Raw genomic sequence first — 12,945 nt, forward strand, 5'->3', positions numbered from 1 at the left:
TCCTATTAACCTTCATCATTCATAATGCTATTTTGCTCTAAAAAGTTTGTATTAAATTTACCGCTTCTAAATATATCGTTATTCAATAATTTAATATGGAATGGAATAGTTGTATCAATACCAAGAACCACAAATTCACTTAGTGCACGAATGCCAGCCATAATCGCTTCATCTCGTGTCGGTTCATGTATGATTAATTTCGCTACCATCGAATCATAATATGGCGGTATCGTATAATTAGTATAACATGCTGACTCTATTCGAACACCATATCCACCTGGTGCAAGATATTGCTCAATTTTACCTGGTGATGGCATAAAGTTCTTGTAAGGATTTTCAGCATTAATTCTAAATTCAATTGCGTGTCCTGTTAATTTAATATCTTCTTGTTTATACGGTAACACGTCACCCATAGCAACTTGTAATTGTAATTTAACTAAATCAATTCCTGTTACCATTTCAGTTACAGGATGTTCTACTTGAATACGTGTATTCATTTCCATAAAATAAAATTTATTATCATTTAAATCATATATAAACTCAATTGTTCCCGCATTTTCATAATTTACAGCTTTCGCTGCACGAACTGCGGCATTTCCCATTTCACGACGTGTTTCATCATCTAAAATTGGGGAAGGTGCTTCTTCCACTAATTTCTGCATACGTCTTTGAATTGTACAATCACGTTCTCCTAAATGAATTACATTACCATAGCTGTCCCCAACAATTTGGATTTCAATATGGCGGAAGTTTTCGATGAATTTCTCCATATAAAGTCCACCATTACCAAATGCAGTTTGAGCTTCTTGTTCTGTCATTCGGAAGCCAGTTTCAAGTTCTTTTTCATCACGAGCAACACGGATACCTTTTCCGCCACCGCCAGCAGTAGCTTTAATGATGACCGGATAGCCAATTTTTTTGGCGATTTTCTTAGCTTCTGAGACGTCTTTCATTAAACCGTCACTACCAGGAACAACTGGAACATTGGCTTTGATCATTTCTGCCTTAGCAACATCTTTGATACCCATTTTTTGGATAGATTGATAACTTGGTCCAATGAACTTCAATTGGCATGCTTCGCATAATTCTGCAAAATCAGCATTTTCAGCTAAAAAGCCATAACCCGGATGAACGCCATCACAACCTGTAGAAGTTGCAATAGATAAGATGTTCGGAATATTTAAATATGAATCTTTAGACAAAGTGGGACCTACGCAATATGCTTCATCAGCAATTTGAGTATGTAGCGCATCTTTATCCCCTTCAGAATAGATTGCAACAGTTTGGATGCCTAAATCACGACAAGCGCGAATAATCCTAACTGCGATTTCACCGCGGTTTGCAATTAAAACCTTTTTCATTATTTCACCTTAAATAACGGTTGGCCATACTCTACCATTTGTCCGTCTTCTACTAAGATTTCAACAATTTCACCTGAAATTTCTGCTTGAATTTCATTAAATAGTTTCATTGCCTCTAAAATACACACTGTTGTTTCATTTGAAACAGTGTCCCCAACTTGCACATATGCTTCTTCGTCTGGAGATGGCGATTTGTAAAATGTACCTACCATAGGTGCATTAATTGTTTTGTGATTATCTGAAGTTGGCTTTGGAGCTTCAGTTTTATTGCTATCAGTTGATTGTGCTTGAGGCATAGGCATTGCCGCAGCTTCAACTGGCATTTGTGAGATTTGTGGCGTGATAATCTCAGTTTCTTTTTCTTTCTTAAGCGTCACTTTGCCTTTAGTATCTTCAATATTGATTTCCGTTAAAGTTGATTTATCCAGAATTTCAATTAATTCTTTGATTTCTTTAAAGTTCATTATTACTGACTCCTTCAGTTTGTTTTCATCTACCCGTCTATTTTACTTGAGACAACTCTTCAATTCAAGCATGTTCATATTGCTGGCGACATTATAAGTCTATCCCAAAGTTATAATAAAACCACATTTTAAATTAAAAACACTTGTGTATTTATTACTTAACATTGACTCATCTTAACTCTTGATTAAAAATTTTATGCATTCAGTTAAACATATCAATGTTATTTTTATTAGCTATTATGTTTTATCCTCAACAATATGATATGTAGATATATACCTTTACTCATGTCTATGTTTTTTCACTACCAATTAGACGATTCGTTTTATATTTTAAAAATTATTTTAAAAATAAAAAGCCTCATATCAGCATATAACCTATAATCATTTTAGGCAATAGCTTTATGAGACTTATTTAGAATATCTTACGTTAAATCAGTATAGTGAATACAAGCTATTTGTTAACAAATTAGAGATTATCCTCTTGAAATGTAGCTTCCATCACCAGTGTTGATAATTAAAACGTCACCTTCGTTTACAAATAAAGGTACATTTAATGTATAACCAGTTTCAACAGTTGCCGATTTAGTGGCACCAGTTGCAGTATCACCTTTAATACCAGGTTCTGTTTCAGTTACTGTTAATTCAACAGTTTTAGGTAATTCAACACCGATAGTTTCACCTTCGTATGTTTGAATTTGTACTTCCATACCTTCTTTTAAGTAATTCAATTCTTCTTTTAAGTAATCACTTGAAAGTTCTGTTTGTTCAAAGCTTTCATTATCCATAAATACATGATTATCTCCGTCAGCATATAAATATTGCATGCGACGATTTTCAATCATTGCTGGTTCAACTTTTTCACCAGCTCTAAACGTTTTCTCTTGAATTGCACCAGTTCTTAAATTACGTAATTTTGAACGAACGAATGCTGAACCTTTACCAGGCTTTACATGTTGGAAGTCTATAACTTTCCAAATAGCGTTATCAACAGAAATTGTTAAACCTGTTTTAAAATCATTAACCGAAATCATTCAGTTTCCTCCTCATTTTACACGCTTATGTTAAAACTATAAGGTCTTTTGTGCATTTAGTAAAGACTTGACAACCATTTTCTGTAATTAAAATATCATCTTCTATTCTTATACCGCCCAAACCTTCTATATAAACACCAGGTTCTACTGTAACACAGTTGTTAACTTGAAGTTTATCTTGTATCGTACGAGCCAGCATTGGCCCTTCATGGATTTCTAAACCAATACCATGTCCTAGTGAATGTCCAAATTCTTTTCCATACCCTTTTGACTCTAAATAGTTTCTTGAAATGGCATCAGCTTCTGCACCAGTCATGCCAGGTCTAATCTCATTAATTGCTTTCATTTGAGATTCAAGTACTATTTGATATATTTCTTTCAGTTTAGGATCTGGTTCTCCAATAGCAAATGTTCTAGTAATATCTGAACAATAGCCGTTATAATACGCGCCAAAATCTAATGTAATCATGTCGCCTTTTTCAATAATTTTATCACTTGCAACACCATGTGGTAATGCACCTCTATGACCAGATGCTACAATCGTATCGAATGATGGTCCATCTGCTCCTAATTCTAGCATTTTGCTTTCTAATATTGCCTTTAATTCTTTTTCAGTCATGCCTGCTTTTACAACAGTTAAAATATATTCATATGTTTCATCAACAATATTAGCTGCTTTTTGAATTAAAGCAATTTCGTCAGCATCTTTGACGTCTCTAATTTTATCTACAGTATTAGAAATGCTTATTAATGATATACGGCTTTTATTTAATTCAAGGTATGTATCATAACTTACATGATGCCCCTCAAAACCTACATTTTCAAAATTTTCTTGGTGTAGCAATTCTTTAATCTCACCAATAATAGTAGATTTACGATTAATAATTTCATAATTTGGCGCCTGCTTAGTTGCTTGATCAATATATCTAAAGTCTGTTATCAAATATTGTTTATCTTTAGATATGATAAGTGCTCCACTGGTACCAGTAAAACCTGATAAATATCTTCTATTGTAATCCGAAAGAATGATAATCGCATCTAAATGTTTTTGTTCTAAAATACGATGCACTTGTGTTATTCTGCTCATCTTATTACCTCCTAGTGAAACGTTTGTGCATTTCAACTTTATACATTAAAATAATATCATAATAAGGATAAAAAATAATAGATATTGATTTTAGGGAGATAGTAATGAAAAAATTGGTTTCAATTGTTGGCGCAACATTATTGTTAGCTGGATGTGGATCACAAAATTTAGCACCATTAGAAGAAAAAACAACAGATTTAAGAGAAGATAATCATCAACTCAAACTAGATATTCAAGAACTTAATCAACAAATTAGTGATTCTAAATCTAAAATTAAAGGGCTTGAAAAGGATAAAGAAAACAGTAAAAAAACTGCATCTAATAATACGAAAATTAAATTGATGAATGTTACATCAACATACTACGACAAAGTTGCTAAAGCTTTGAAATCCTATAACGATATTGAGAAAGATGTAAGTAAAAACAAAGGCGATAAGAATGTTCAATCGAAATTAAATCAAATTTCTAATGATATTCAAAGTGCTCACACTTCATACAAAGATGCTATCGATGGTTTATCACTTAGTGATGATGATAAAAAAACGTCTAAAAATATCGATAAATTAAACTCTGATTTGAATCATGCATTTGATGATATTAAAAATGGCTATCAAAATAAAGATAAAAAACAACTTACAAAAGGACAACAAGCGTTGTCAAAATTAAACTTAAATGCAAAATCATGATAGGAGTCTTTTAATGCGTAATATAATATTTTATCTTGTACTTATTATTGCTGCGATTGGATTAGTAATGAATCTAGATGCCTTTATTTTTTCAATCGTCAGAATGTTAATCAGCTTTGCTGTAATAGCTGGTATTATTTATCTGATTTATTATTTCTTCATCTTAACTGAAGACCAACGCAAATATCGCAAAGCAATGCGTAAGTATAAAAGAAATCAAAGAAGAAAATAGATAAAAAAACGGAAGCACTTGTAGGTAAAATAGTCTACGTGCTTCCATTTTTTATTCTAAAAACTACTTTCTAAACATCCATTCATCTGAACGATATTTTTCAGTTAATTCTTCCACTTCTGCCAATTGAGCTTCTGTTAATTCAAGTGGCTTTAATTCTATATTTAAACCTTTCTTAAAACCTTTCTCGAAAGCTTCTTCCATTTGACTAATAGTAATGTGTTCATCTGAAATATCATTGATGGCAACTGCTTTTTCAACGAATGCCTCTTTCATTTTTAATTTTAATCTTTCATTTTTATAAATAAACATATCAAACAGTTCATCAATATCAATATCTTGTAAAATCGAACCGTGTTGGAGGATTACGCCCTTTTGTCTCGTTTGAGCACTCCCAGCAATCTTACGGCCTTCAACAACTAGCTCATACCAACTTGGTGCATCAAAACACACTGAACTTCGAGGTTGTTTTAATTTTTGACGCTCTTCAGGCGTTTTAGGTACCGCAAAATAAGTATCAAATCCTAAGTTTTTAAATCCTTCTAATAATCCTTGTGAAATCACTCTGTACGCTTCTGTAACTGTAGAAGGCATATTCGGATGCGATTCAGGCACAATCACACTGTAAGTTAACTCTTTATCATGTAGCACCCCACGGCCACCAGTTTGACGCCTTACGAGACCAAAACCTTTCTCTTTAACCTTATCAATATCAATTTCTTTTTGTAGCCTTTGGAAATACCCTATTGATAATGTTGCAGGATTCCATGTGTAAAAACGTATAACTGGATCAATTTCACCTCTAGAGACAAAATTTAATAACGCTTCATCCATTGCCATATTATAATATGGGTCTTTACTTCCTGTATTAATAAAATTCCAAGTTTCAGTCATATTCAAGAACTCCTATCAGCAAAATGTATAATATTTGATTCGCTAATTAATCAATTTAACTAAATGAATAATAATTGCAATTCTTTAGTGAAATATTTTGATAATTTGACCTAACAGTCTTATAATTATATTATCGTTTAATTAGGGAGGATGCAAGATGAGTGCTAGTTTGTACATCGCAATAATTTTAGTTATAGCAATTATTGCTTATATGATTGTTCAACAAATTCTTAACAAGCGAGCTGTTAAAGAATTAGATCAAAATGAATTCCATAATGGGATTAGAAAAGCTCAAGTCATCGATGTTAGAGAGAAAGTTGACTATGACTACGGTCACATTAATGGGTCTCGCAATATTCCTATGACAATGTTCAGGCAACGATTCCAAGGATTAAGAAAAGATCAACCGGTATACTTATGTGATGCCAATGGGATTGCTAGCTATAGAGCCGCTCGTATTTTGAAAAAGAATGGATATACAGATATCTATATGTTAAAAGGCGGCTATAAAAAATGGACTGGAAAAATAAAGTCTAAAAAATAGTTTTTGTAAATTTAATATACGATTTAATAAAATCTGAGTGTTAATTGATCATCAATAACAATACTCAGATTTTAATTTTTTAACAAAGTCTGTTACTATATTTCTCTAGCTTCACTGATCATTAAACTTAGTTTCAGCATAATAAAGAAAGTTCAGCTCATTTTCAATACGATTCAATTACCGCAATCTAAAAAATGAAAAGACAATTTCTATGAAAGAATAATACCAAACCCTAAGAGTTATTACTTCGGTTTAGTTTTCTTGTTTAAATAGAAATTGTCTTTTTCAATTGATTTTGAAACCATTATCCTTAAATCTTCATACAAAGTTAGAATAATAATTCTCGGAATATGTGTTTAATACTTTATTTTTCCTGTTTAAGATTTTCAAACTTTAATATTGGTTTACGAGCAGCTGTAGCTTCGTCTAATCGATCAATCACAGTTGTATGTGGTGCTTCTAGCACTTTATCAGGATCATTTTTAGCTTCTTCAGCAATACTAATTAATGTATCGATAAAATAATCAAGTGTTTCTTTAGACTCTGTCTCAGTCGGTTCAATCATCATACCTTCTTCAACATTTAATGGGAAGTATATTGTTGGTGGATGTACACCGAAATCTAATAATCGCTTAGCCATGTCTAAAGTACGTACACCAAATTCTTTTTGACGCACACCACTTAACACAAACTCGTGTTTACAATATTGTTTATAAGGTATTTCAAAGTGTTTAGATAAACGTGCTTTAATATAATTCGCATTAAGAACCGCTGCTTCAGAAACCTCTTTAAGTCCAGTTGCTCCCATAGTTCGAATATACGTATAAGCTCTTAAGTAAATACCAAAGTTACCATAAAATGGTTTTACACGTCCGATAGAATTTTTAATGTCATTATCATATTTAAATTTGTCGCCATCTTTAATAACCATTGGCTTTGGTAAGTAACTTGCTAGTTCTTTTACTACACCGACTGGACCTGAACCAGGACCGCCACCACCATGTGGACCAGTAAATGTTTTATGCAAGTTTAAATGAACAGCATCAAATCCCATATCTCCTGGGCGAACTTTGTCCATAATAGCGTTTAAATTCGCACCATCATAATATAATAGACCACCAGCATTATGGACGATTTCACGGATTTCCATAATATTTTTTTCGAAAATACCTAAAGTGTTTGGATTAGTTAACATAATAGCTGCTGTATTTTCATTTACAACACGTTTCAAGTCATCAATATCAACTTCGCCACGTTCGTTTGATTTTACAGTAACTGATTTAAATCCTGCAAATGAAGCTGAGGCTGGATTCGTACCATGCGCAGAATCTGGCACAATGACTTCATCACGATGACCTTCACCATTATTCTCATGGTAAGCTTTAAATATCATCAATGCAGTCCATTCACCATGTGCGCCAGCAGCTGGTTGTAATGTCACCTCATCCATACCAGTAATTTCTTTTAATTCTTCTTGCAAACTATAAATAATTTCTAATGAACCTTGAACTTGATCTTCATCTTGTAATGGATGTGATTCACTAAATCCTGGTATTCTAGCAACCTTTTCATTAATTTTAGGGTTATACTTCATCGTACATGAACCCAATGGATAAAATCCGTTGTCTACACCGAAATTTTTATTTGAAAGTTCAGTATAATGACGTACTAAGTCTAGTTCAGCAACTTCAGGAAACTCCGCTTTGTTTTTACGAATAAATTTATCATCTAACAATGACTCAACAGAATTTGTTTTAATATCACTTTTTGGTAATGAATATGCATATCTGCCTTCACGAGATCTTTCAAAAATTAATGGACTTGATTTACTAGTCATTTAACTCACCAGCCTTTTCTACAAATGTATCGATTTCATCTTTTGTTCTTAATTCAGTTACAGCTATTAACATGTGATTTTTAAAGTCGTCTGAAACAACACCTAAATCAAAACCACCGATAATATTGTACTTCACTAATTCCTCGTTAACTTGTTGAATTGGTTTGTCAAATTTGACTACAAACTCATTGAAAGATGTACCATCTAATACTTCAAAACCTTTTTTAATAAATTGTTGTTTAGCATAGTTAGCATGTTCTATATTTTGAACTGCAATATCATAGATACCTTGTTTACCAAGTGCTGACATTGCAATTGATGACGCTAAAGCATTTAATGCTTGGTTAGAACAAATATTAGATGTCGCTTTATCGCGTCGAATATGTTGTTCACGTGCTTGTAATGTTAATACAAAGCCACGATTACCTTCATCATCTTGTGTTTGACCGACTAATCTACCTGGCACTTTACGCATTAACTTTTTCGTCGTTGCAAAATATCCACAATGTGGCCCACCGAATTGAGCAGGAATTCCGAATGGCTGAGTATCACCTACAACAATATCTGCACCAAATGAACCTGGAGGTGTAAGTAATCCCAATGCTAATGGATTTGCATATACGATAAATAATGCTTTTTTATCTTCAATAAAGCTATGAATCTTTTCAAGATCTTCAATTGAACCGTAAAAGTTTGGATATTGTACTGCAACAGCTGCTGTTTCATCATCCACTGCTGCTTCTAATTTTTTCAAATCTGTAACAGTGCCATCTAAATCGATTTCCACTACTTCGAATTCCTTACGCGTCTTAGCATAAGTATGAAGTACTTGTAATGCTTGATAATGTAAACCTTTTGAGACTACAATTTTATTTTTCTTTGTTTGACTAAATGCTAAGATACATGCTTCAGCAAAGCTAGTCATCCCATCATACATAGAAGAATTTGCTACATCCATATCTGTTAATTCACAAATTAAAGTTTGGAACTCAAAAATGGCTTGTAATTCACCTTGAGAAATTTCCGGTTGATATGGCGTATATGCTGTGTAAAATTCTGATCTTGAAATCATAGCATCCACAACTGATGGCGCGTAATGATCATAAACACCAGCACCCAAAAATGATGTATGCGTTTCTTTAGTGATATTCTTGCTTGCAATGCGATTTAATCTTCTAAGTAACGTTGTTTCCGCTTCGCCTTCAGCAATATTTAAATCTCTATTTAATAAAATGTCACTTGGTACATCACCGAATAATTCTCCTATAGATTTTGCACCAATTGTTTGTAACATTTCTTGCTTGTCTTTTTCAGTTAAAGGTATATAACGATGACTCACAATGCACACCCCTTTTTAATTATTTATCAATTTGATTTTTCTTAACAATTTTCGCTTTTAATTGACGCTTACGAACTTGAACAAGCAACTCTCTACCCATTTCAAACTCATCTCTTTTTATCATTGCAAGTGCAATTGATTTTCCTGATGATGGAGACTGTGTTCCTGAAGTTACTTCTCCAATAATATTTCCATCTAAATCCATAACTTCATAACCAGTTCTTGCAATTCCTTTTTCAAGTAATTCTAATCCCACTGTTCTTCTTGGTGCACCATTTTCTTTTTGATCTTTTAATACAGATTTACCAATAAAATCAGCATCAATTAATGGTTTACTTGCAAAAGCGATACCACCTTCATATGGTGTAATTGATTCAGTTAAATCTTGTCCATGTAATGGCAATCCAGCCTCTAATCTTAATGTATCACGAGCGCCTAACCCACATGGCATAACATTATACTCTAATAAACCATCCCAAATTTTTTCAGTATCATCGATATTACAATAAATTTCAAACCCATCTTCACCTGTGTAACCTGACTGAGATAAAATGACGTTTGCTCCAAATAATTTGACACCCTGTTTAAATTCAAACATTTTCATTTCAGTTACATCTTCATCAACTAATTGATTAATTAAATCTCTAGCTTTTGGTCCTTGTATTGCTAATTGACCATATTGGTTTGATACATTTTGTACTTCAACATCAAATTTCTCTTTGTGTTTTAAAATCCAATTAAAATCTTTTTCAGTATTAGCAGCATTAACAACTAATAAATAATTGTCGTCAGCTAATTTATATATTACTAAATCATCAATAATACCGCCTTCTTCATTACATAAAGCAGTATATAATGCTTTTGAAGTAGTTAAATTATCAGTATCATTTGATAATAAATATTGCACAAACTGACTAGCATCTTTACCTGTTACTTCAATTTCACCCATATGACTAACATCAAACAGGCCAATTTCGTATCGAACAGCATTATGCTCCTCTTTAATACTTGAAAATTGAACAGGCATCGCCCATCCTCCGAATTCCACAATTTTTGCACCTCTATCAACATAATTTTGATATAAAGGTGTTTGTTTTAAATCACTTGACATTGAAATACCCCCTTAAAATTATAAAAACAGGATAGCAATCGCTACCCTGTTTATAAATCACCAATTCAGGAACGCGTTACAGTATTATCCTTTTGCCTGAGAGTTTCGTAATAAATTACTTGCACCTTCGGCGATAGAGTCTTAACGCTCTATTCTCTCTAATACTGATCACTCGCTTTTATTAAATTTAGCAATTCATAATATATTTCTGAAATTGATAGCAAATGACTATCAAATTTCTTGAATGCGATTTCATTATATCTTAAATTCCGCGAGCAATACAAGTCATTTAACTGCTTGATTGTCTTATTATTTGCATTAGGTCGATGTGGGTCATCATTGATTCGACTATATATAATATCAATATTACAATCTAACCAAATAATGTTTTTTTGATTTTTCAAAAAATTAAATGCCTCTTCACTCTCAATAATACCACCACCAGTAGCAATTATATCTGCAGTGTTAATACATTCTTGCAAACATGTGAACTCTAAATTCCTGAAATATTGTTCACCATGTTTACAAAATATTTCTGGTATTGTTAACTTATACTTCTCTTCGATATATGAATCTATATCAATAAATGATAAATTTTGCTCATCTGCAACGTATTTACCAATCGTAGATTTACCGGTACCCATGAAACCAATTAAAATTATTGGTGATTTATCATGATTCATGCGTTTTCCCTTCTTTCAATAACAAAACAATCTTATAGTTATAGTCAGTTTCAATATTATATAATGTCTTTAATTTTAAACTATATTGACTGATATAAAAAGTGAAAATGGAAAAATAAATTGCTGTTAGCATCAATAAGAACGGCGTAACATATCCTTTTTCTTTATATAAATCAAAATTAATAAATTATTTCACATCCTTTTTAATAGTACTCATTTAAATACTAGTAAGTTATACATAAATAGTTTTAGTCTGCACATTTGTACCGACTTTAACTGTTATCGTTATTTTAATAATGGATTTATAGTAGATATTTGCAGTAAATGCTGTAACATTATTAATCATTGTTATATTTCCTCTGTCATTTACAACTTTAATAATTTTATTATTAATTAATTTGTATTCGATCATTTCTTCACCTTTATGTAAAATGATACGGTGTTGCCTAATTTCAATATCGTTTCTATCTACTCCTTTAAAATCATCTAGAATATCTCTTGAGAAAAATTCGAAATCTACAGTTGTTAAATCCCTACTTTCAATTAGAAAAGTTTTACTAAGTCTAATTAAGTCTGGAACAATTAGTAAAGTTATACTTATAACCATCATCGCTACTAACATTTCAATGAGCGAAAAAGCTTTGACATTAATACTGTATACATGTCTTTTGATAAGAAGTGGTATTTTTTGAAATAGCACAAATTTGTTGGTCACTTTGCTTAATATCATACTTCCCTATAGTTACCCCCTTCTTAAGTTCTTCTTTATTAATTTTAGATACAGTCGTCAAAATTACTTTAGAAGCATCAATTGTTTGTAGTTTATGGTTTATACTCGCTTGCATTTGATTCATCATTGGTATCAATAGTAATGTAATCAATCCAATTAGCAAAAATCCAGCCATACTATCTATTAAGAATGAACCTTTACACTTATAGCTTTTCATAACGAATTCTTCCTTTTTCAATATGGAATATTATTCTATAAATTGAATTGTTATTGTAAATTGTTATGCTACCAAATTTATTGATATTCCCTTTTTTATCAAAGGCAATAATATCAACTTTTGCAACATTAATTATTTTGCCTACTTTTAATTTTAGAAATCGTATTTTATTATTCTCTATTACTTTAATAGTGTCACTGTTTTCATAAAATCTAACATTGATATATCCTTGATTTGCTATAGCTTGCGACTTAATATAATTCAATTCAGTAATAAAAGAAATGATATTTGCCTCATCATCTATTACTCTAAGATTGCTTAATCCTTTAGATGTCATTGTCAAAAGTAGAAATATACTGATTAACATCATTACCACAAGCATCTCAATCATAGTAAATGCTGACTGCTTTCTAATTTGCAACTGCTTCTCCATTACTAATTGTGATTGTCTCTCCTGATTTACATGTCTTTTGTGCTTCTTTTATAAAACCATCTGCAATTAAGTCTTCAATAGACGATGGATTTCTATTATGTTTCAATGCATACGCTTCAATTTGACTATTAACCATTTTTACCTGTGCATTACAACCTGTTGATTGTATGTGAGCAGTTTGTTTAGCAATATTTGGAATGATTAAAATTAATAATAAACTGATGATTAATAACACTAATAGCATCTCTATCAATGTAAACGCTTGAGTTTTCTTAAGAAATTTAAACATATATTAA

Annotated in this window: 17 protein-coding genes and 1 riboswitch; of the genes, 3 read left to right on the top strand and 14 right to left on the bottom strand. The window is 31.7% G+C overall.

Going from position 1 to position 12,945, the window contains the following annotated elements; translation table 11 throughout:
• Window positions 1-5: 5 nt before the first annotated feature.
• The 4 genes from accC to AA076_RS07775 form a co-directional block, all read right to left on the bottom strand.
• Complete coding sequence (gene accC / locus AA076_RS07760) at window positions 6-1,361, bottom strand: acetyl-CoA carboxylase biotin carboxylase subunit (protein WP_000756612.1); 1,356 nt, start codon at window positions 1,359-1,361, stop codon at window positions 6-8.
• Complete coding sequence (accB, locus tag AA076_RS07765; RefSeq protein WP_001009516.1) at window positions 1,361-1,825, bottom strand: acetyl-CoA carboxylase biotin carboxyl carrier protein; 465 nt, start codon at window positions 1,823-1,825, stop codon at window positions 1,361-1,363. Before accB ends, accC begins: the two co-directional genes overlap by 1 nt.
• Window positions 1,826-2,298: 473 nt before the next feature.
• The gene (gene efp, locus AA076_RS07770) at window positions 2,299-2,856 is read right to left on the bottom strand and encodes an elongation factor P (protein ID WP_000626504.1); all 558 of its coding nucleotides are present in this window, start codon (window positions 2,854-2,856) and stop codon (window positions 2,299-2,301) included.
• Between the two features lie 25 nt (window positions 2,857-2,881).
• Window positions 2,882-3,943, bottom strand: a complete 1,062-nt coding sequence (locus tag AA076_RS07775) for a M24 family metallopeptidase (RefSeq protein ID WP_000087107.1) — start codon at window positions 3,941-3,943, stop codon at window positions 2,882-2,884.
• Between the two features lie 104 nt (window positions 3,944-4,047).
• Between AA076_RS07775 and AA076_RS07780 the strand changes: the two genes are divergently transcribed.
• Window positions 4,048-4,629 carry a hypothetical protein gene (locus tag AA076_RS07780; protein WP_000737686.1) on the top strand — a complete coding sequence of 194 codons (582 nt, stop codon included), beginning with the start codon at window positions 4,048-4,050 and terminating at the stop codon, window positions 4,627-4,629.
• 13 nt (window positions 4,630-4,642) lie between these two features.
• Window positions 4,643-4,861, top strand: a complete 219-nt coding sequence (locus AA076_RS07785; protein ID WP_001244298.1) for an SA1362 family protein — start codon at window positions 4,643-4,645, stop codon at window positions 4,859-4,861.
• 63 nt (window positions 4,862-4,924) lie between these two features.
• On the opposite strand, the gene AA076_RS07790 is transcribed toward AA076_RS07785, so the two are convergent.
• Entirely contained in the window at window positions 4,925-5,755 is an 831-nt protein-coding gene (locus AA076_RS07790) for a lipoate--protein ligase family protein (RefSeq protein WP_000141109.1), read from the bottom strand.
• Between the two features lie 157 nt (window positions 5,756-5,912).
• Here AA076_RS07790 and AA076_RS07795 point away from each other — a divergent pair, with 157 nt between their 5' ends.
• Window positions 5,913-6,299 (top strand): rhodanese-like domain-containing protein, encoded by a 387-nt coding sequence (locus AA076_RS07795; RefSeq protein WP_001276571.1) that lies wholly within the window; start codon window positions 5,913-5,915, stop codon window positions 6,297-6,299.
• Window positions 6,300-6,663: 364 nt separating this feature from the next.
• On the opposite strand, the gene gcvPB is transcribed toward AA076_RS07795, so the two are convergent.
• The 9 genes from gcvPB to comGC all read right to left on the bottom strand — a co-directional run bounded on the left by gcvPB (window position 6,664) and on the right by comGC (window position 12,938).
• The gene (gene gcvPB, locus AA076_RS07800; protein WP_000202189.1) at window positions 6,664-8,136 is read right to left on the bottom strand and encodes an aminomethyl-transferring glycine dehydrogenase subunit GcvPB; all 1,473 of its coding nucleotides are present in this window, start codon (window positions 8,134-8,136) and stop codon (window positions 6,664-6,666) included.
• Window positions 8,129-9,475: an aminomethyl-transferring glycine dehydrogenase subunit GcvPA gene (gene gcvPA / locus AA076_RS07805; protein WP_000019687.1), complete on the bottom strand. Its 1,347-nt coding sequence runs from the start codon at window positions 9,473-9,475 to the stop codon at window positions 8,129-8,131. The genes gcvPB and gcvPA overlap by 8 nt, the downstream gene beginning before the upstream one ends.
• 19 nt (window positions 9,476-9,494) lie before the next feature.
• Window positions 9,495-10,586, bottom strand: coding sequence for a glycine cleavage system aminomethyltransferase GcvT (gene gcvT, locus AA076_RS07810; RefSeq protein WP_000093349.1), 1,092 nt, complete (start codon window positions 10,584-10,586; stop codon window positions 9,495-9,497).
• Between the two features lie 74 nt (window positions 10,587-10,660).
• Window positions 10,661-10,758: riboswitch (glycine riboswitch) on the bottom strand.
• Window positions 10,745-11,269 carry a shikimate kinase gene (locus AA076_RS07815; RefSeq protein WP_001015117.1) on the bottom strand — a complete coding sequence of 175 codons (525 nt, stop codon included), beginning with the start codon at window positions 11,267-11,269 and terminating at the stop codon, window positions 10,745-10,747. Its footprint overlaps the riboswitch before it by 14 nt.
• Entirely contained in the window at window positions 11,259-11,405 is a 147-nt protein-coding gene (locus AA076_RS15040) for a hypothetical protein (RefSeq protein WP_001789879.1), read from the bottom strand. Before AA076_RS15040 ends, AA076_RS07815 begins: the two co-directional genes overlap by 11 nt.
• Window positions 11,406-11,501: 96 nt before the next feature.
• Window positions 11,502-11,999 carry a competence type IV pilus minor pilin ComGF gene (locus AA076_RS07825; protein ID WP_001789864.1) on the bottom strand — a complete coding sequence of 166 codons (498 nt, stop codon included), beginning with the start codon at window positions 11,997-11,999 and terminating at the stop codon, window positions 11,502-11,504.
• Window positions 11,917-12,216 (bottom strand): hypothetical protein, encoded by a 300-nt coding sequence (locus AA076_RS07830; protein ID WP_000844413.1) that lies wholly within the window; start codon window positions 12,214-12,216, stop codon window positions 11,917-11,919. The genes AA076_RS07825 and AA076_RS07830 overlap by 83 nt, the downstream gene beginning before the upstream one ends.
• On the bottom strand, window positions 12,203-12,649 hold the full coding sequence (gene comGD, locus AA076_RS07835) for a competence type IV pilus minor pilin ComGD (protein ID WP_001790850.1): 447 nt from the start codon (window positions 12,647-12,649) through the stop codon (window positions 12,203-12,205). Before comGD ends, AA076_RS07830 begins: the two co-directional genes overlap by 14 nt.
• Window positions 12,627-12,938 carry a competence type IV pilus major pilin ComGC gene (gene comGC / locus AA076_RS07840; protein ID WP_000472256.1) on the bottom strand — a complete coding sequence of 104 codons (312 nt, stop codon included), beginning with the start codon at window positions 12,936-12,938 and terminating at the stop codon, window positions 12,627-12,629. Before comGC ends, comGD begins: the two co-directional genes overlap by 23 nt.
• Between the last annotated feature and the right edge of the window lie 7 nt (window positions 12,939-12,945).

The sequence above is a fragment of the Staphylococcus aureus genome (assembly GCF_001027105.1).
GTDB lineage: Bacteria > Bacillota > Bacilli > Staphylococcales > Staphylococcaceae > Staphylococcus > Staphylococcus aureus.

Excerpts from the sequence above, each read along its gene's own strand:
- accC (WP_000756612.1), bottom strand. The coding sequence starts at position 1,361 with ATGAAAAAGGTTTTAATTGCAAACCGCGGTGAAATCGCAGTTAGGATT.
- accB (WP_001009516.1), bottom strand. The coding sequence starts at position 1,825 with ATGAACTTTAAAGAAATCAAAGAATTAATTGAAATTCTGGATAAATCA.
- efp (WP_000626504.1), bottom strand. The coding sequence starts at position 2,856 with ATGATTTCGGTTAATGATTTTAAAACAGGTTTAACAATTTCTGTTGAT.
- AA076_RS07775 (WP_000087107.1), bottom strand. The coding sequence starts at position 3,943 with ATGAGCAGAATAACACAAGTGCATCGTATTTTAGAACAAAAACATTTA.
- AA076_RS07780 (WP_000737686.1), top strand. The coding sequence starts at position 4,048 with ATGAAAAAATTGGTTTCAATTGTTGGCGCAACATTATTGTTAGCTGGA.
- AA076_RS07785 (WP_001244298.1), top strand. The coding sequence starts at position 4,643 with ATGCGTAATATAATATTTTATCTTGTACTTATTATTGCTGCGATTGGA.
- AA076_RS07790 (WP_000141109.1), bottom strand. The coding sequence starts at position 5,755 with ATGACTGAAACTTGGAATTTTATTAATACAGGAAGTAAAGACCCATAT.
- AA076_RS07795 (WP_001276571.1), top strand. The coding sequence starts at position 5,913 with ATGAGTGCTAGTTTGTACATCGCAATAATTTTAGTTATAGCAATTATT.
- gcvPB (WP_000202189.1), bottom strand. The coding sequence starts at position 8,136 with ATGACTAGTAAATCAAGTCCATTAATTTTTGAAAGATCTCGTGAAGGC.
- gcvT (WP_000093349.1), bottom strand. The coding sequence starts at position 10,586 with ATGTCAAGTGATTTAAAACAAACACCTTTATATCAAAATTATGTTGAT.
- AA076_RS07815 (WP_001015117.1), bottom strand. The coding sequence starts at position 11,269 with ATGAATCATGATAAATCACCAATAATTTTAATTGGTTTCATGGGTACC.
- AA076_RS07825 (WP_001789864.1), bottom strand. The coding sequence starts at position 11,999 with ATGATATTAAGCAAAGTGACCAACAAATTTGTGCTATTTCAAAAAATA.
- AA076_RS07830 (WP_000844413.1), bottom strand. The coding sequence starts at position 12,216 with ATGAAAAGCTATAAGTGTAAAGGTTCATTCTTAATAGATAGTATGGCT.
- comGD (WP_001790850.1), bottom strand. The coding sequence starts at position 12,649 with ATGGAGAAGCAGTTGCAAATTAGAAAGCAGTCAGCATTTACTATGATT.
- comGC (WP_000472256.1), bottom strand. The coding sequence starts at position 12,938 with ATGTTTAAATTTCTTAAGAAAACTCAAGCGTTTACATTGATAGAGATG.